This is a genomic window from Micromonospora echinofusca (assembly GCF_900091445.1).
GTDB lineage: Bacteria > Actinomycetota > Actinomycetes > Mycobacteriales > Micromonosporaceae > Micromonospora > Micromonospora echinofusca.
The window spans coordinates 1,406,315-1,423,322 of sequence record NZ_LT607733.1; the positions used below are offsets into that span (position 1 = coordinate 1,406,315).

General features: G+C 74.7%; 15 protein-coding genes. 6 read left to right on the plus strand and 9 right to left on the minus strand.

Features of this window, described 5'->3' with window-relative positions; all coding sequences use genetic code 11:
- The 5 genes from GA0070610_RS06515 to GA0070610_RS06535 form a co-directional block, all read right to left on the minus strand.
- A complete protein-coding gene (locus GA0070610_RS06515) occupies positions 1–1,656 on the minus strand; it encodes a putative bifunctional diguanylate cyclase/phosphodiesterase (protein ID WP_089003317.1) in 1,656 nt (551 codons plus the stop codon).
- A gap of 115 nt (positions 1,657–1,771) precedes the next feature.
- Positions 1,772–2,581, minus strand: coding sequence for an SAM-dependent methyltransferase (locus tag GA0070610_RS06520; RefSeq protein ID WP_088999183.1), 810 nt, complete (start codon positions 2,579–2,581; stop codon positions 1,772–1,774).
- A 193-nt stretch (positions 2,582–2,774) separates the two neighbouring features.
- Positions 2,775–3,443 (minus strand): response regulator transcription factor, encoded by a 669-nt coding sequence (locus GA0070610_RS06525; protein WP_007072219.1) that lies wholly within the window; start codon positions 3,441–3,443, stop codon positions 2,775–2,777.
- A gap of 7 nt (positions 3,444–3,450) precedes the next feature.
- On the minus strand, positions 3,451–5,145 hold the full coding sequence (locus tag GA0070610_RS06530; protein ID WP_088999184.1) for a sensor histidine kinase: 1,695 nt from the start codon (positions 5,143–5,145) through the stop codon (positions 3,451–3,453).
- 14 nt (positions 5,146–5,159) lie between these two features.
- Positions 5,160–6,962, minus strand: a complete 1,803-nt coding sequence (locus GA0070610_RS06535) for an AMP-dependent synthetase/ligase (RefSeq protein WP_089003318.1) — start codon at positions 6,960–6,962, stop codon at positions 5,160–5,162.
- 191 nt (positions 6,963–7,153) lie between these two features.
- Here GA0070610_RS06535 and GA0070610_RS06540 point away from each other — a divergent pair, with 191 nt between their 5' ends.
- From GA0070610_RS06540 to GA0070610_RS06565, 6 genes are all read left to right on the plus strand, one after another.
- Positions 7,154–7,609 (plus strand): SRPBCC family protein, encoded by a 456-nt coding sequence (locus tag GA0070610_RS06540; protein WP_088999185.1) that lies wholly within the window; start codon positions 7,154–7,156, stop codon positions 7,607–7,609.
- 30 nt (positions 7,610–7,639) lie between these two features.
- Positions 7,640–8,284 carry a hypothetical protein gene (locus GA0070610_RS06545; protein WP_088999186.1) on the plus strand — a complete coding sequence of 215 codons (645 nt, stop codon included), beginning with the start codon at positions 7,640–7,642 and terminating at the stop codon, positions 8,282–8,284.
- A 76-nt stretch (positions 8,285–8,360) separates the two neighbouring features.
- Positions 8,361–9,308 (plus strand): ROK family glucokinase, encoded by a 948-nt coding sequence (locus tag GA0070610_RS06550; RefSeq protein ID WP_088999187.1) that lies wholly within the window; start codon positions 8,361–8,363, stop codon positions 9,306–9,308.
- Positions 9,309–9,318: 10 nt separating this feature from the next.
- Positions 9,319–10,026 (plus strand): endonuclease/exonuclease/phosphatase family protein, encoded by a 708-nt coding sequence (locus tag GA0070610_RS06555; RefSeq protein ID WP_089003319.1) that lies wholly within the window; start codon positions 9,319–9,321, stop codon positions 10,024–10,026.
- Between the two features lie 92 nt (positions 10,027–10,118).
- Positions 10,119–11,528, plus strand: coding sequence for a flavin-containing monooxygenase (locus GA0070610_RS06560; protein WP_088999188.1), 1,410 nt, complete (start codon positions 10,119–10,121; stop codon positions 11,526–11,528).
- A gap of 73 nt (positions 11,529–11,601) precedes the next feature.
- Complete coding sequence (locus GA0070610_RS06565) at positions 11,602–12,405, plus strand: alpha/beta hydrolase (RefSeq protein ID WP_089003320.1); 804 nt, start codon at positions 11,602–11,604, stop codon at positions 12,403–12,405.
- 23 nt (positions 12,406–12,428) lie between these two features.
- On the opposite strand, the gene GA0070610_RS06570 is transcribed toward GA0070610_RS06565, so the two are convergent.
- The 4 genes from GA0070610_RS06570 to GA0070610_RS31050 form a co-directional block, all read right to left on the minus strand.
- Positions 12,429–13,847, minus strand: a complete 1,419-nt coding sequence (locus GA0070610_RS06570; RefSeq protein WP_089003321.1) for an alpha,alpha-trehalose-phosphate synthase (UDP-forming) — start codon at positions 13,845–13,847, stop codon at positions 12,429–12,431.
- A gap of 179 nt (positions 13,848–14,026) precedes the next feature.
- Positions 14,027–14,878: a DUF308 domain-containing protein gene (locus GA0070610_RS06575; protein WP_088999189.1), complete on the minus strand. Its 852-nt coding sequence runs from the start codon at positions 14,876–14,878 to the stop codon at positions 14,027–14,029.
- 252 nt (positions 14,879–15,130) lie between these two features.
- A complete protein-coding gene (locus tag GA0070610_RS31045) occupies positions 15,131–15,802 on the minus strand; it encodes a response regulator transcription factor (protein ID WP_088999190.1) in 672 nt (223 codons plus the stop codon).
- Entirely contained in the window at positions 15,799–16,977 is a 1,179-nt protein-coding gene (locus tag GA0070610_RS31050) for a sensor histidine kinase (protein WP_088999191.1), read from the minus strand. Before GA0070610_RS31050 ends, GA0070610_RS31045 begins: the two co-directional genes overlap by 4 nt.
- Positions 16,978–17,008: the final 31 nt, after the last annotated feature.

Genomic DNA, 17,008 nt, shown 5'->3' on the forward strand with positions numbered 1-17,008 from the left:
TCAGCGCAGGCGGGCCAGGATCCGCTCGGCGGAGTCCGGGCGGCCGAAGTGCCAGCCCTGGGCGGCGTCGCAGTCGATCGCCCGCAGCCGCTCGGCCTGCCCGGCGGTCTCCACGCCCTCGGCCGTGACGGTCAGGTCCAGCGCGTGCGCGAGCGAGACGAGCGAGGCGAGGATCCGCTCGTCGGCCCGGGCCTCCGGCGCCCGCAGTCCGGCCACGAACTGCCCGGCCACCTTCAGCTCCGTCACCGGAAGGTCCCGCAGGTACGCCAGGTTGCAGTAGCCGGTGCCGAAGTCGTCGATGGCGATCCGTACGCCGAGGTCGGCGAGCGCCCGCAGCGCCCGGACCGGCTCCTCGGCGGTGCTCATCATGGTGCTCTCGGTGATCTCCAACTGGAGCCGCTCCGGCGCCAGCCCGGTCTGCCGCAGCAGCGCGCGCACCTCCTGCACGAGGCCGGCGTGGCGTACCTGGCGCACGGCCAGGTTCACGCTGACGAACGGGGCCGGCCCGCCGTCGGCCGCCCAACTCTCGGCCTGCCGGCACGCCTCGGCCAGCACCCACCCGCCGAGCGGGACGATCAGCCCGGTCTCCTCGGCCAGCCCGATGAAGCTGTCGGGCCGCAGGACGCCCAGCTCCGGGTGCCGCCAGCGCACCAGGGCCTCCATGCCGAGCACCCGGCCGTCGCGCAGCGAGGTCAGCGGCTGGAAGTCGAGGTAGAACTCGCCCCGCTCCAGCGCCGCGGGAATGGCGGCGGAGAGCGCGTACCGGGCCAGGTCCCGGCGGTCCCGCTCGGCGTCGTAGAGCGCCCAGCGGGCGCCACCGGCGGCCTTCGCCCAGTGCAGCGTGCTGTCGGCGGCCCGCATCAGGTCGCCGGGGGAGGTGCCGGCGACCTCCCGCTCGACGATGCCGATGCTCGCCGAGACGCTCAGCTCGTGCCCGTCCACCAGCACCGGCTCGCGTACGGCCGCGAGCGCGGCCTCGGCCACGGCGACCACGTCGTCGGTGCCGGTGGTGTCCTCGACCAGGACGACGAACTCGTCCCCGCCGAGCCGGGCGACCAGGTGTCCGTCGAGGGCCCGGCGGAGCCGCTCGGCCATGGCGACCAGCAGCCCGTCGCCGACCTGGTGTCCGTGCGAGTCGTTGACCACCTTGAAGCGGTCGAGGTCGAGGAAGCAGACACCCAATCGCGCCGAGCCCCGAGCGGGCGAGTCGATGGCCGCGCTGAGGCGCTCGGTCAGCAGCGTGCGGTTGGGCAGGTCGGTCAGCGGATCGTGGGTGGCCTGGTGGCGGAAGCGCGCCTCGCTGCTGCGCAGCGCCCGTTCCGCCTCCGCCCGGGCGGTCATCGCGGCCCGGCGGATCGTCTCCTGCTCGTCCAGCGTCCGGTCGCGCAGCGCGCGGGCGTATCCGGTGGTGACGGCCGCGAGTAGCCGGGCCAGCCGGTCCTCGACCTCCTCGCCGACCAGCCCGAGGTCGCGGGCCAGCCGCAGCTGGACGACCTCGACCGTACGACCCAGCGCCTCGGCCGAGGCGATGTGGGCGGCCACCAGCTCGGTGCCCACCCGGTGCCCCACCCGCAGGTCGATCGGCTCGGCCAGCAGGGCCGCCGCGAGCTGCTCGGTGAGGCGTTGCAGCAGCGCCTCGAGCTGGGCCAGGGTCATCGGCAGGTAGCTGGTGCCGGAGACCGCCTTGGCCCACGCCCGGGCGAAGGTCCCCGGGCGGGACGGGCGCCGGACGGTGGTGCCGTTCGGGGCGACGGTGGCCGCCCCGGGAGGCTCACCCACCGAGCCGCCCGACGCCCCCGATGAAGGCCGCCCGCTCGGCGTCCTCGGCGCTGTCGGGGGACTCCGGGCGCCACTGCGGCACCCAGACCACGCCCGGGTCGACCAGCTCGAAGCCGTCGAAGAGGGTGGTCAGCTCGCCGCGGCTGCGGATCCACAGCGGATTGTCGGTGCGCCGGTAGACCCGCTCGGCGTCGGCCCGCTCGTCGTCGCCACGGCCGTCGCCGCTGGCCTGCGACAGCACCAGGTAGCTGCCCGGCGCCAGGGCCTCGCGCAGCGTCCGCAGGAGTTCGGCCGGCTGGTCGTCGTCCGAGACGAAGTGCAGCACCGCCACGATCATCACGGCGATCGGCTGGTCGAAGTCGAGCAGCCGGCGGACGTCGGGGTGCCCGACGATGTGCTCGGGGTGGCGCAGGTCCTCCTGCACCACCACGGCTCGGTCGTTGCCCTCCAGGATCTCGCGGCTGTGGGCCACCGCCACCGGGTCGACGTCGACGTAGACCACCCGGGCGTCGGGGGCCTCGCGCTGGGCGATCTCGTGCACGTTGCCGACGGTCGGGATGCCCGAGCCGACGTCCAGGAACTGCCGGACGCCCGCGTCGAGCAGGAACTGCACCGCGCGGCGCAGGAACGCCCGGTTCGCCTGCGCCATCAGCGGGGCCTCCGGCACCGCCGCCACCATCGCCTGGGCCGCCGCCCGGTCGACCGCGAAGTTGTGCGAGCCGCCGAGGTAGTAGTCGTACATGCGGGCCACGCTGGGGCGCTCGATGTCGATCTCGTCGGGTGCCCAGTCCGGCCGCTGCATGCGCTCACCCCTCCTGTCGGCGTGCGGAACACCGTTGCCCGCGCCGGTATTCTGCCGGCTGACCGCCCGGGAGACCATAGCGCGCCGCGAACCCTTCGACGCCGTCGCTCGATGCGACGACGACGGGCCCGCGCCGCCCGTCGGCGGTCGCGGACCCGTCGGTGGTACGCCCTTGGGCTCCCCGGGGTGGCGGTCAGAACTTCGGTGCGTCGGGAGCCTCGAGCAGCCCGAGCCGCAGCGCGGTCATCAGCGCCTGGGCCCGGTTGGCCGCGCCCAGCTTCTCGTAGAGCTTCGAGATGTGCGTCTTGGCGGTGGACTCGCTGACGAAGAGCTGCTTGGCGATGCCCGCCACGCTCATCCCGTCGGCGAGCAGCCGCAGCACCTGGCCCTCGCGGGGGGAGAGCTGCGGCCCGGACGGCGCCAGCCGGCGCTTCATCGCCTCGGCCAGGTCGGCGGCCGTGAAGGCGCTGGGGGAGGAGGCGGCGTGCCGGGCGGCGGCGACCACCTCGTCGGCCGGCGCGGTCTTCGGCACGAAGGCGCTGGCCCCGGCCTCCAGGGCGCCGAAGAGCTGGTCGTCGCCCGCGTACATGGTGAGCACGACGATGCCCATCGAGGCGCTGGACTTGCGCAGCGCCCGGGTGGCCTCCAGGCCGCTGCCGTCGGGCAGCCGCAGGTCCATGATCACCACATCGGGCTGCAACGCGCCGGCCTGGCGTACGCCCTCCGCCGCCGTGGCGGCCTCCCCGACCACCTCGAACTGCCGGTCGCGCTCGAACGCGTGCCGCAGGCCCTTGCGGATCAGGTCGTGGTCGTCGACAAGGAGGACCTTGGTACGGGTGGCCGGTGTCGGACTTGTGGTCATCCTCGGGTTACTCCCCTTCTGCAACGGCTGCGCTACCGCGCACGTTATCGCGCCGGGGCGACGAGCCGAGCACCACCGCCACGGTCGTGCCGCTCGGTTGCCGCGGCCTGATCTCCAACCGGCCCCGGATACGTTCCGCCCTCTCGGCCATGATCGCAAGACCGTAGTGCCCGTCGGACCGCTGGTCAGCGATCCCCTGACCGTCATCCGACACTTCGATCTGCGCGTACGGCGGATCGACCTCGCAGGTGACCCAGAGATTCGACGCGCCCGCGTGCTTGCGCGCGTTGGTGACCGCCTCCTGGGCGATGCGCAGCAACTCGGCCTCGGTGGCGGCGGGCAGGCGGGCGGTGGACTCGTCCAGGGACAGGTGCACCCGCAGCCCGCCCGAGGCGCCGACGGTACGGGCGTACTCGGCGATGGCGGCGGCCAGGCCGCCGTGCCGGTCCACCTCGCTGCGCAGCTCGAAGAGGCTCAGCCGCAGCTCGGTGATCACCCGGGTCACCTCGCCGCGCAGCGTGCGCAGCGCCTCGGCGGTCTCCTTCGGGTCCTCGTCGACGTACGCCAGGGCGTTGTCGATGCCGTAGCCGACCATCACCAGTTCCTGCGCCACCCCGTCGTGGATCTCCCGGGCCAGCCGCTGCCGCTCCTCGTTGGTGGCCAGCGAGCGGACCTCGTCGAAGAGCAGCGCCGCCTCCAGCCGCAGCGCGGCCGGCCGGGTCAGCCCGGTCACCCGGGACACCACGCCGGTCGGGTACGCCTGCGCCGCGTCCGCCTCCAGCACCACCAGCCCGACGGTGCGCACGCCCGCCACCAGCGGCACGATCAGGGCGGAGACGTCGCCGCCGCGGTGCGAGCGGGCCTGCGAGCGGGCGGCGGTGTGCGGCTGCTGGCTGGCCCACGCGTCGGCGATGGCCGAGTCCGCGTCCAGCGTCGTCTCCCAGTCGACCCGTTCCACGCCGACCTGGGCGAGCACCACCAGCCGGCCGCCGCCGCTGGCCGACAGCACGGCCGCCCGGTCCGCCCGGGCCACGGTGCGCAGCTCCTCCAGCAGGTGCTCGGAGATGCCGCCCGGGTCGAGGGTGGCTCCGGGCAGCTGCCGGGCCACCGTGCGCAGCTGGGTGAGCAGCCGGGTCGCCTCGGCGTACGGCTGGGGCTTGCCCTCGTCGCGGACCTGCATGACGCGGTGCAGGCCGCTGGCGGCGGCGAGGCCGAGCCCGGCCAGGATCAGCCACTGGGCGCAGACCACCAGGTAGCCGAGCTCGCCGATCTGCCGGCCGCCGTCGACCTTGGTGAGGGCACCGGCCACCAGCAGGGTCGCCGTGGCGACGGCCAGCAGGCCGACGCCCTCGCGGAACCGGCGGCGCAGCGCGGTGACGGTCACCGGGACCGCCAGGTAGGGCAGCACCGCCGAGGCGCCCAGCCCGCCACCGTCCCCGCCGACGGTGGCCACGGCGGCGACCTGGCTGGCGGCCAGTCCCAGCACCAGCACCTCGGCCACCCGGCTGAGCGGGCCGACCGGCCGGTGCTCGGGCGCCAGCAGGGCGGGCAGTCCGGCGGCGGCCAGCAGCGCGATCCACCAGAGCTGGCCGGGATCGTTCGTGGCGTACAGGGTCAGGACGGCGACGAGCGCCAGCATGACCACGCGCGCGGCGGCGGCGAGGGGATGCGGCTGGGGCCGGGGGGGCGTCGAGGCGGGCACGTGACGGATGGTAGTCAGCCCCGGTAGATGTCGGCGATCTCCGCCGCGTACGACTTGTGGACGACCTGCCGCTTGACCTTCAGCGAGGGGGTCAGCTCGCCGGTCGCCTCGGTGAAGTCCTGGGGCAGGATCCGGAACACCTTGATCGCCTCGGCCTTGGAGACCGCCTGGTTGGCGGTGTCGACGGCGCCCTGGATCTCGGCGCGCAGCCCCTCGTGGTCGCGCAGCTTCTCGACGGGGGTGTCCTCGGGCAGGCCGGCCGAGGCGAGCCAGCGCGGCAGCGCCTCCTCGTCGATGGTGACCAGCGCGGCGATGAAGGGCGCCCGGTCGCCGACCACCACGCACTGGCTGACCAGCGGGTGGGCCCGGACCTGGTCCTCCAGCACGGCCGGGGCGACGTTCTTGCCGCCGGCCGTCACGATGATCTCCTTCTTGCGGCCGGTGATGCTCAGGAAGCCCTCGTCGTCGAGCTGGCCCAGGTCGCCGGTGCGGAACCAGCCGTCCGCGCTGAGCGCCTCGGCGGTCGCCTCCTCGTTGCGCCAGTAGCCCTGGAAGATCAGGTCGCCGGCGATCAGGATCTCGCCGTCGTCCTCGATGCGGATGGTGACCCCGGGCAGCGGGCGGCCGACGGAGCCGATCCGGGTGGCGTCGGGCAGGTTCGCGGCGGCGGCGGGGGAGGTCTCGGTCAGGCCGTAGCCCTCGCACACGTTCACGCCGATGCCGCGGAAGAAGTGGCCGAGCCGGGCGCCGAGCGGGGCGCCGCCGGAGATGGCGTCGCGGCACCGGCCGCCGAGCGCCGCCCGCAGCTTGCCGTAGACGAGCTTGTCGAACAGCGCGTGCTGGGCCCGCAGCGCCAGGCCGGGGCCGCCGGAGGTCTCCAGCGCCTCGCTGTACGCGATGGCGACCTGCTCCGCGCGGGCGAAGATCCGGCCCTTGCCGTCGGCCTCGGCCTTCTGCTTGGCGCCGTTGTAGACCTTCTCGAACACCCGGGGGACCGAGAGTACGAAGGTGGGGCGGAACTCCTGTAGCTCGCCGACCAGGTTCTTCGTGTCCGCGCAGTGCCGCATGGTGGCCCGCGCCTGCACCACGCCGATCTGGATGAGCCGGGCGAAGGCGTGTGCCAGCGGGAGGAAGAGCAGGGTCGAGGCACCCGGGCGGAACAGGTTCGGCAGGACCGGCACCGCGTTGGCGATGTCGGCGTACATGTTGCGGTGGGTCAGCACGCAGCCCTTGGGGCGGCCGGTGGTGCCGCTGGTGTAGATGATCGTGGCGACGTCGTCGGCGCGCAGCGCGGCCCGCCGCCGGTCGATCTCCGCCGGGTCGACGGCCGCGCCGGAGCGGGCCAGCTCGTCCACGGCGTCGAGGTCGATCTGCCAGACGTGGCGCAGGTCGGGCAGGCGGTCCCGGACACCGGCGACCAGGGTGGCGTGCGCGTTGCTCTCCACCACGCAGCCCACCGCGCCGGAGTCGGACAGGATCCAGGCGGCCTGGTCGGCGCTGGAGGTCTCGTAGATCGGCACGGTGACCGCGCCGGCCGCCCAGATCGCGTAGTCCAGCAGGGTCCACTCGTAGCGGGTGCGGCTCATCAGGCCCACCCGGTCGCCGGGCTGGACGCCGGCGGCGACCAGGCCCCTGGCCGCCGCCACGACCTCGTCGCGGAACTGGCGGCAGGTGACGTCGGCCCAGGTGCCCGCCGGGCCGCTGGGGCGGACGAACTGGACCGCGTCCGGGGCGGCCTCGGCGTTGTCCCAGACCGGGTCGGTGAGGTTGGCCGAGTCGCCGACGGTGACGATCGGCGGGACGGAGAACTCGCGCACCTGCACTCCCTCGTGCTCACTGGCCGGGCCGGCCGCCACCACGGGTCGGCTCTGTCGAAACCTACCCGGCCCGGCGGCCGGGACGAAAAGGCAGGTCGCCCAGCCTGCCCGTGGGCCACCGCCGCAGGCTCGCCGCGGCGTGCCGGGGGCGGCGCGGCGTGGGCGCCGCCGGTGCCGGGTAGCCTCCCTGCATGGCGGACACCTCCACCCAGTCGATCGTCATCGGCGCGTCACCGGAGCGGGTGGCGGCCGTCATCTGCGACTTCCCGAGCTACCCCGAGTGGACCGAGGCGGTGCGCCGGGTCGAGGTGGTCGAGGAGTACGAGGACGGCTACGCCAGTCAGGTCCGGTTCACCATCGACGCCGGGGTGATGGCCGACGAGTACGTGCTGGCCTACGAGTACGCCGAGGACCTCTCCCGCATCGAGTGGCACCTGGTGGCGCCCTCGAAGATGCAGAAGTTCCAGCGCGGCTCGTACGACCTGGACGGCAACCCGGACGGCAGCACCACGGTGACCTACACGCTGGAGGTCGAGCTCTCCGTCGGGATGCTCGGCATGTTCCGCCGCAAGGCCGAAAAGATGATCATGGACACGGCGTTGAAGCAGCTCAAGCGCCGGGTAGAAGCACCCGGTGCGGCGCAGTAACGCGTCCACGGCAGTGTAGGGGAGCCGACCATGGGTGCAACGGATCCGGGTTCGGCCCGGGAAGAGGCCGAACGTCTGGTCGCCACGGCGCTGGCCGCCGCCAGGCTGGCCGCGGCCGGTGCGAAGGGCGGCCAGTGGGGTCCGCTCGGTGGGATCATGTCGAGTGTCCTCGGTCACAGCGACAGCCCGGGCGGGTCGGCCGGGACGCCCCCGGGCGGTTTCGCCACCGGCGCGGCCGAATGCTGCGTCTGTCCCGTCTGCCGGGGCATCTCCGCGCTGCGCGACCCGAGTCCCGAGTTCGCCGAGCGCCTCGCCACCGGCGCGGGCGACCTGGCCGCCGGCGTGGCCAGCCTGCTGCGCGCCTTCGCCCCGTCCGAGCCCTCCGCCGACGCTCCCGCCGGGCCGGCTGCGACCCCGGGTCCGGGTGGTGGGGACGACCACGTGTGGCGCGAGGCCACCCGGAGCGGGCATGATTCTCAGCCGGCACCGGAGCGGGACGTCTGGTCCGCCGCCACGCGGGCGGAGGACGAGGCCGCCCCGGCCGTCGTACCGCCCGTCGACGTCGCCGGGCAGGCCGCCACGGCGACCGTCCGGACGTCCACCGACGGGCCCGTGGTCCCCGCGTCCCGGGCACCCGGAGACGAGGGCGAGCGATCCCCGGGCGACGGGGCCTGACCACCGCACATCCCGACCACGCGCCGGTCGACCGCCGGCGCCGGTGCGGGCAGCACAGCAGAGGGGAGTGGCAGCGGTGACGCTGACCATCGGAGTCGACGTCGGTGGCACGAAGGTGGCCGGTGGTGTCGTGGACGCCGCCGGCACGGTCCTCGTGCAGGCCCGACGGGACACCCCCGCCGACGACGTCGCCAAGACCCGCGACGTCATCATCGAACTCGTCCGCGAACTGGCCTCCGGGCACCCGGTCGAGGCCGTCGGCATCGGCGCGGCCGGCTGGATCGACGCCAGCCGCTCGACCGTGCTGTTCGCCCCGAACCTGGCGTGGCGCGACGAGCCACTGCGCGCCTACGTCAGCGCCGCGACCGGTCTGCCGGCGATCGTCGAGAACGACGGCAACGTGGCGGCCTGGGCGGAGTTCCGCCACGGCGCCGCCCGCGACGCCGACGACTCGATGGTCATGTTCACCATCGGCACCGGCGTCGGCGGCGGCATCGTGCTCAACGGGGAACTGCTGCGCGGCGCCAACGGCATCGCCGCCGAGCTGGGCCACATGCTGACGGTGCCGGACGGCCACCAGTGCGGCTGCGGCCGGCTCGGCTGCATCGAGCAGTACGCCAGCGGCAGCGCCCTGGTGCGCTTCGCCCGAGCCGCCGCCCGGCAGGAGCCGCACCGGGCCACGGGCCTGCTGGAGCTGGCCGGTGGAGAGGCCGAGGCGGTCACCGGACCCATGGTCACCGCCGCCGCGCAGGCCGGCGACCCGGTCTCCACCGAGGCGTTCGCTCAGGTCGGGCGCTGGCTCGGCACCAGCCTCGCCGACATGGCGCAGATCCTCGACCCGCAGGTGCTGGTGGTCGGCGGTGGGGTGATCGACGCCGGGGACCTGCTGCTCGGCCCGACCCGCCGCTCGTTCGCCGACGCCCTCGCCCAGCGCAGCCGCCTCCCGGTCGCCGAGATCCGCCCGGCCGAGCTGGGCAACACCGCCGGCGTCATCGGCGCCGCCGACCTGGCCCGTCGGATCTGAGGCGGTGACCGTGACGCAGAACCCGGGCGTGCCCCTGCGCGTCGTGTCGTACAACATCCACAGCCAGCGCGACGACACGGCCGCGCTGGCAACGGTGGTCCGCGACGTCAGGCCGGACGTGGTGATCGTGCAGGAGGGGCCGCGCCGCTTCCGGTGGCGGCAGAAGTCGGCGGCACTGGCGGAGTCGTTCGGCCTGGTGGTGGCGGCCGGCGGGCTGCCAGCCCTCGGCAACCTGCTGCTGACCAGCCTGCGGGTGCGGGTGGTGGCCGAGAGGTGTCAGCGCTTCCCGCTCACCCCCGGCCGGCACCTGCGCGGCGCCGCGTACGCCGAGTGCGTGGTCGCTGGCGCCGCCCGGTTCACCGTGGCCGGCTCGCACCTGTCCACCGACCCGGCCGAGCGGCCAGGGCAGGCCGCGCTGTTCAAGCGCGAGCTGGACGCCGCCGCCACACCGGTGATCGCCGCCGCCGACCTGAACGAGGGCCCGGACGGGCCGGCCTGGGCGACCGTGGCACGCGGGCTGACCGACGCCGCCGTGGCGATGGACCGGGCCGACCGGCTCACCTACTCGTGCGCGGATCCACGCCGCCGCATCGACGCCCTCTTCGTCGACCCGCGCGTCACGGTGGTCGACTACGACGTGGTGGACACCCCGCAGACCCGGCGCGCCAGCGACCACTTCCCGGTCCTGGTGGACCTGCTGCTGCCCGGCGCCGACTGACTCCTCCGCCGAGGCCGGGGCTGGACAACCCGCTCCGTTGTGGAGAGGATGCTGCGCGACCCGGCACTCGTGCCGCACAAAAGGAGATCCCGGTGTCCACCTCCACCGACCACGGCCGGCCCGACCCGGAGGCGAGCACTCTCGCCCTGACCCGCGACGGCCGGCCGGTCTCCGACCGGGGCGACACCGTCTGCGTGATCGGGGCCGGGGCCAGCGGCCTCACGGCCATCAAGAACCTGAAGGAGTACGGCTTCGGCGTCGACTGCTACGAGCGGGAGACCGGCGTCGGCGGCGCCTGGAACTGGCGGCACGACCGCAGCCCGGTGTACGCGAGCACGCACCTGATCTCGTCGCGGCCCTTCACCCAGTTCCCCGACTTCCCGATGCCGGACGACTGGCCGGACTACCCGCACCACAGTCAGCTGCTGTCGTACTTCGAGCGGTACGCCGACCACTTCGACCTGCGCGGGCACATCTGGTTCGGCACCGAGGTCGTCCGGGTGGAGCCCGTGGCCGGTGACCGCTGGGACGTGACGACCCGCAGCACCGGCGGCTACGGCCCGGAACGCACCTCCCGCTACGCGGCGGTGGTGGTCGCCAACGGCCACAACTGGTCGCCGAAGCTGCCCCGCTACGAGGGGCTGGAGGAGTTCCGGGGCGAGGTCATGCACGCCTCGTCCTACAAGGACCCGGCGCAGCTGCGCGGCAAGCGGGTGCTGGTGGTGGGCGCCGGCAACACGGGCTGCGACGTCGCCGTGGAGGCCGCCCAGCAGGCGTCGCGCTGCTGGCACTCCACCCGCCGGGGCTACTGGTACGCCCCGAAGTACGTCCTCGGTCGCCCCGCCGACCAGGTCAACGACGCGCTGCTGGCACTACGTGTGCCGCTGCGGGTGCGGCAGTGGCTCTACCACTGGACGCTGCGGCTGACCGTCGGCGACCTGACGCGGTTCGGCCTGCCGAAGCCCGACCACCGGGTCTACGAGACGCACCCGATCGCCAACAGCCAGCTCGTCTACTACGTGGGCCACGGCCAGATCGCGCCGGTGCCGGACGTCGTGCGCTTCCACCCGTACGCCGTCGAGCTCTCCGACGGCCGGCAGATCGACCCGGATCTGGTCGTCTTCGCCACCGGCTACCTGCCGCGCTTCGAGTTCCTCGACCCCACGGTGCTCGGCGACGAGGCGGGGCAGGGCCGGCCGAAGCTCTGGCTCAACGCCTTCGTCCCGGGCCGCCCCACGCTGGCCGTGGCCGGGCTGGTCCAGCCGGATTCCGGCATCTTCCCCCTGTCGCACTGGCAGACGGTGCTCTTCGCCCGGCTGCTGCGGCTGCGCGTGACCCGTCCCGACCGGGCGGACGCCTTCGCCGCCCGCGTCACGGCGAAGGCGGGGGAGCGGTACGCCGGGCCCGTCAAGGACAGCAGCCGGCACTGGTTCGAGGTGGGCCACGCCGACTACCTGCGCGCCGTCCAGCGCGCGCTGCACGACCTGGAAGGTTCCCGGTGAGCGCGAGGAGTGCAGCGCAGCGGAGCCCCGCAGTCGCGAACGAAAGGCCGGAACAGTGAGTCAGGTGCGGATCATGCGGGGGCGGGAGTGGGCCCGCCCGGTCCGCCCGGTCCGGCGTGAGGTGCTCGGGGCGGCCCCCGAGGTGGAGCAGGGGCGGCCCCCGCTGCTCTTCGTGCCGGGCTTCGGGCACGGCGCCTGGGCGTTCGCCGAGCACTGGCTCGGCCACGCCGCCTCCCGGGGCTTCCCTGCGTACGCGCTGAGCCTGCGCGGGCACGGCGACAGCGGCCCGGCGCCGGACGCGACGCTGCGGGCGTACGCCCACGACGTGACGCAGGTGGCGGCGGGCCTGCCGCGCCAGGCGGTGCTGGTGGGGCACGGCGCCGGGGCCCTCGTGGTCGCCCACGCGCTGGCCCGCTACCCGGCGCGGGCCGCGGTGCTGGTCGCGCCGGTGCTCGGCGGCTGGGCGACGTTCGGGGCGGCGGTGCGCCGCAACCCGCTCGGCACGCTGCCGGCGGTGTTCGGCGGGCCGCTGCGGCTGCACCGCCGCCAACTGTTCAGCCGGGAGCTGCCCGAGGCCGAGGCGCGGCGGTACGCGGACCGGCTCGGCCGGGCCGGCCGGCGGGCCCAGTGGCAACTGCTCACCGGGCGCGCCGCGGAGCCGGCGGTGGGTGACCCGCCGGTGCTGGTGCTGGGCAGCCCCGACGACCGGGTGGTCCCGGCGGCGGCGCTGACCCGGGCGGCCCGGCGGTACGGCTCGGCGCCGCTGCTCTTTCCCGGCATGGGGCACGACATGATGCTCGACGCGCGGTGGCGGGAGCCGGTCGACGCCATCCTGGACTGGCTGGAGAAGGACCCGGCGCCGACCGGCCGGCCCTGACCGGCCCGGCCGGGCCGCCGGCGTCAGCCGGCGGCGCCCAGCCGGGTCAGCAGCGAGCCGCTGTCGTCGAGCGCGGAAAGGTAGGAGCGGGCCCACGCCCGGATGTCGTGCCGGTGCAGGTGCGCCCGCATGGCCCGCATCCGCGCACCGAGGTCGTCGGGGTCCGCCCGCAGCGCCGCGAGCAGCCCCTGCTTGAGCCCCTCCAGGTCGTGCGGGTTGACCAGGTACGCCTGCGGCAGCTCGGCGGCGGCGCCGGCGAACTCGCTGAGCAGCAGCGCCCCCGTGTCGTCGACCCGGGCGGCGACGTACTCCTTGGCGACGAGGTTCATCCCGTCGCGCAGCGGGGTCACCGCCATCACGTCGGCGACCCGGTAGAGCGCGGCCAGCTCGACGCGGTCGAACGGCTGGGTCAGGTAGTGGATCGCCGGCTCGCCTACCCGGCCGAACTCGCCGTTGATCCGACCGACCTCGCGTTCCACCCGCTCGCGGAGGATCTGGTACTGCCCGACCCGCTCCCGGCTGGGCACCGCCACCTGCACGAGCACGGTGTCGCGCACCTTGACGTGCCCGTCGGCGATCAGTTCGCTGTAGGCCTTGAGGCGCTGCTCGATGCCCTTGGTGTAGTCCATCCGGTCGACGCTGAGGATCACCTGCTCGGGGCTGCCGAGGTCGTGGCGCAGCCGGGTGGCCCGGTCCGCCACGTCGGGCCGGGTGGCCAGCGCGGCCATCTCCACGGTGTCGATCGAGACGGGGAAGGCGCCGATGCGGACCACCCGGTCGTCGACGGCGATCCGCCGGTCGGTGGCGGGCACGTCCAGCACCTTCGCCACGAGCTGGGCGAAGTTGTGCGCGGCCTGGGAGCGCTGGAAGCCGACCAGGTCGGCGCCGAGCATCCCGCGCAGCAGTTCGGCCCGGCGCGGCAGCTGCATGAACAGCTCCGGTGGTGGGAACGGCACGTGCAGGAAGAAGCCGATGCGCAGGTCGGGCCGCAGCTGACGCAGCAGGCCCGGCACCAGTTGCAGGTGGTAGTCCTGCACCCAGACCACCGCGCCGGGTTCGGCCACGTCGGCGGTGGCCTCGGCGAACCGCTGGTTGACCCGCTGGTACGCCTCCCACCAGCGCCGGTGGTATTCGGGCTGCTCCACCGAGTCGTGGTAGAGCGGCCAGAGGGTCGCGTTGGCGAAGCCCTCGTAGTGGTCGCGCAGGTCGTCGGCGCTCAGCGCGACGGTGTGCATCCGGACGCCGTCGACGTCGGGCAGGGCGGGCGCCGGGCCGGTGCCGCCGGCCCACCCGACCCACGTCGCCGGGGTGTGCCGCAGGAGGGAATGGAGGGCGCTGACCAGGCCGCCGGGGCTGCGGCGCCACTCGCAGGCGCCGTCGGGCGCCATACTGTCGTCGATGGGCAGGCGGTTGGCCACCACCACGAGGGAACTCTGTCGCATCTCGGGCATTCCGATCAGCAGGGGAGTGACCGCCGCAGCGGAGGAACAACCGGGCAGTCAGCAGGGGACGTGACGGACAGCGGTATTCCTACTGACAGTAAGTTACACCAGTGTTGCGTCCCGGGCCCGGGTCGCCCGTCGTCCCGGAATGCGGGCGGAAACGCGGCGGCGGGCGGCGCTCAGACGACCGCGCCGTCGTCCGGGTCGCGCTCGTCGTCGTCGCCGGGCCGCAGCCGCCAGATCAGCGCGACGAAGCCGGCCAGGATGCCGGTGAAGCCGAACAGGTTGACGATCCCTGGGTCGGCCACGGGGAAGATCGACGGGAACAGGAAGAGCACGAAACCGAGCACCATGGCCAGCACGCCGACCACCGCGTACTTCGAGAAGCGCGGCAGGGGCGGGGGCGGCGGCGGGGTGTAGCGCTCGTCCTCCGCCTCGTCGTCGGGCAGGTCCGCGCCGAAGGTGTCCAGCCCGTCGAGCAGCGACGGCTCGTCCTGGCGGCCCCGGGAGAGGGAGACGCCCGAGATGTCGGCCGCGTACGGCAGCCGGCGAACGTCGGTGGCGGTCGGCCCGGCGGGCTCCTCGGGCGTGCCGAGGGTCACCGGCCCGCCGGCGGGCCCGGGCTGGTCGTCGACGTCCTCGGCGGCGGGCCACGGGTTGTCGCCGCCGCGAGGGGCGGTGGTGTGGAAGCCGGCGACGATGCGGGCCCACTCGGCCTCGATGTCCGGCTCGTCGTCGCGGGGCTTCGCGGGGGCCGTCGTCTCGTCGGCGAGCTGGGTCAGGTAGTCGCGCGCCGTCCGCAGGTGCGACCGGTCGACGTAGAGCCGGTCCACCGGGCGGGCCGGGACGGTGGTGGTGCGGGTGACCGGGTTCAGGTCGGCCGAGGGCTGGAGGTAGGCGGCGATCCCACCGGCGGCCAGGACGTCGAGCAGGTGCTCGCCGACGCGCGGATCCACGTCGCCGGCGACGGCGTACTCGCTCGCGTCGAGCCCGTTGTCCCGCCGTCCCCGGCGGGCACCACCCGCTGACACCCGGACATCCTCCTCATCACGCGCCCGCGGCGCGGCCGCCTGAGCCCCCTCGGCGCCGACCGGCACGCCGTGCCTTGAATCGTGACACGTCCGGACCCGGTTCCGGGAGTGCCTTGTGGCGCGGCGTACGAAGTCAGGGCCCTGCCGCAGGTCGTGACAGGGATTTATGTCCGTTCTTGCTGAATCCTTCTCAACGGAGACCCTGGTCGTGCCGCCCGCGAACGTCGCCGCCGGCGGTGGCGGCCACGACGGTCAGCCCGGGTCGGGCGGGGAGCCCGGCCGGACCAGGCCGCTCTCGTACGCCGCCACGACGAGCTGCGAGCGGTCCCGCGCGTGCAGCTTGGCCAGCAGCCGGCTCACGTACGTGCGGGCGGTCGCCGGGCTGATGTGCAGGACGGCCCCGATCTCGTCGTTCGACCGGCCGGCGGCGACCTCGGCCAGCACCTCCCGCTCCCGGACGGTCAGCGAGCCCAGCCGGGCCGGGTCCGGCGCCCGGTTGCCGGAGCGCACCGCCGCCATCACCCGCCGCGTCACCGCCGGGGAGAGCAGCGCCTCACCGGCCCGGACGACGCGTACCGCGCCCCGCAGCTCGTCGGGGCCGGTGTCCTTGAGCAGGAAGCCGGACGCGCCGGCCCGGATCGCCTCGAAGACGTACTCGTCCGTGTCGAACGTGGTGAGCACGACGACCCGCACGCCGGTGAGCCGCCCGTCGGCGACGATCCGCCGGGTGGCCTCGATGCCGTCCGTGCCGGGCATCCGGACGTCCATCAGCAGGACGTCGGGCCGCTCGGTGACCGCCAGCCGGTACGCCGCGTCGCCGTCGCCCGCCTCGCCGACCACCTCGATGTCCGGCGCCCGGTCCAGCAGCGCCCGCAGCCCTGCGCGGACCAGGTGCTGGTCGTCGACGAGTCCCACCCGGATCACGTGGTCCCTCCCAGGGGTAGTTCGGCGCGTACCTCGAAACCGCCGCCGGGCCGGTTGCCGGCGGTGACGGTGCCCCCGAGCAGGGCGGTGCGTTCCCGCATGCCGCCGAGCCCGTACCCGCGCGGGGCGTCCCCGCGCTGCCCGCGCCCGTCGTCGCGGACCGCGACGGCGACGGCGCGGGGGCCGCGGACGACGTCGATCTCGACGGTGCTCGCGTCGGCGTGGCGCAGGGCGTTGGTCAGCGCCTCCTGGACCAGCCGGTAGGCGGTCGAGTCGACGGCGGCGGGCAGTCCGCTCAGCTCGCCCCGCCGGCGCACGGCGACGCACAGCCCGGCGGCCCGCGCGCCGGCGGCCAGGTCGTCCAGCCGGGCCAGTCCCGCCACCGGCTGGCGGGGTTCGGCCCGGGCCGGGTCGCGCAGCAGGCCGAGGGTGGTGCGCAGCTCCCGGACGACCTGGGTGGTGGCCGAACGGACGTGTCCCAGGGCGGCCCGGGCGGCGACCGGGTCGTCGTCGAGGGCCTCGTCGGCCACACCGGCGTGCAGCGAGATGACGGAGATGTGGTGGGCGATCACGTCGTGCAGGTCCCGGGCGATGCGCAGCCGCTCCTCCTCGACCCGGCGTGCCGCCTCCCGGGCGTGGTCGCGTTCCAGCTGCCGCAGCCGCCACCGTTGCTCGCGGCGCCGCAGCCGCCGGGAGCGGACCCCGTCGCCGAGCGCGACCGCGGCGGCCATGATGGCCACGCTGGAGGCCAGCTCGAAGCCGACGAGGTACGCGACGCTCGCGCCCTGCACCGCGCGGAACGCGGTGGAGACGACGAGCAGGCCGAGCCCCACGAGCACCGCCCAGCGCAGCTGCCCGGCCTCGGCGGCGGAGTAGAGCGCCGCGGCGAGGGGAAGGGCCAGCCCGACCGGCGGGTAGCCGGCCACGTAGTAGGCCACCAGGCCGGCGGCGCTGACCACCAGCACGGTCGCCGGCGCGCGGCGGCGCAGCAGCACGAGCGCGCCGAGCCCGACGGCGAACAGGTAGGCGGGCACGTCGCGGCCCCGGTCCCCGCCCACGTTCGCGGTGATCGCCGCCGCCACGACGATCGACACGGCCGCCCCGATGAGCAGGTCCAGCACCGTGGCCCGGGGCAGGCCGACCAGCCTGCCCGCCTCCCGCCGCGCCCCTGCCATCCGCACCTTGAGAGCGTAGGCGCCGCGGGCC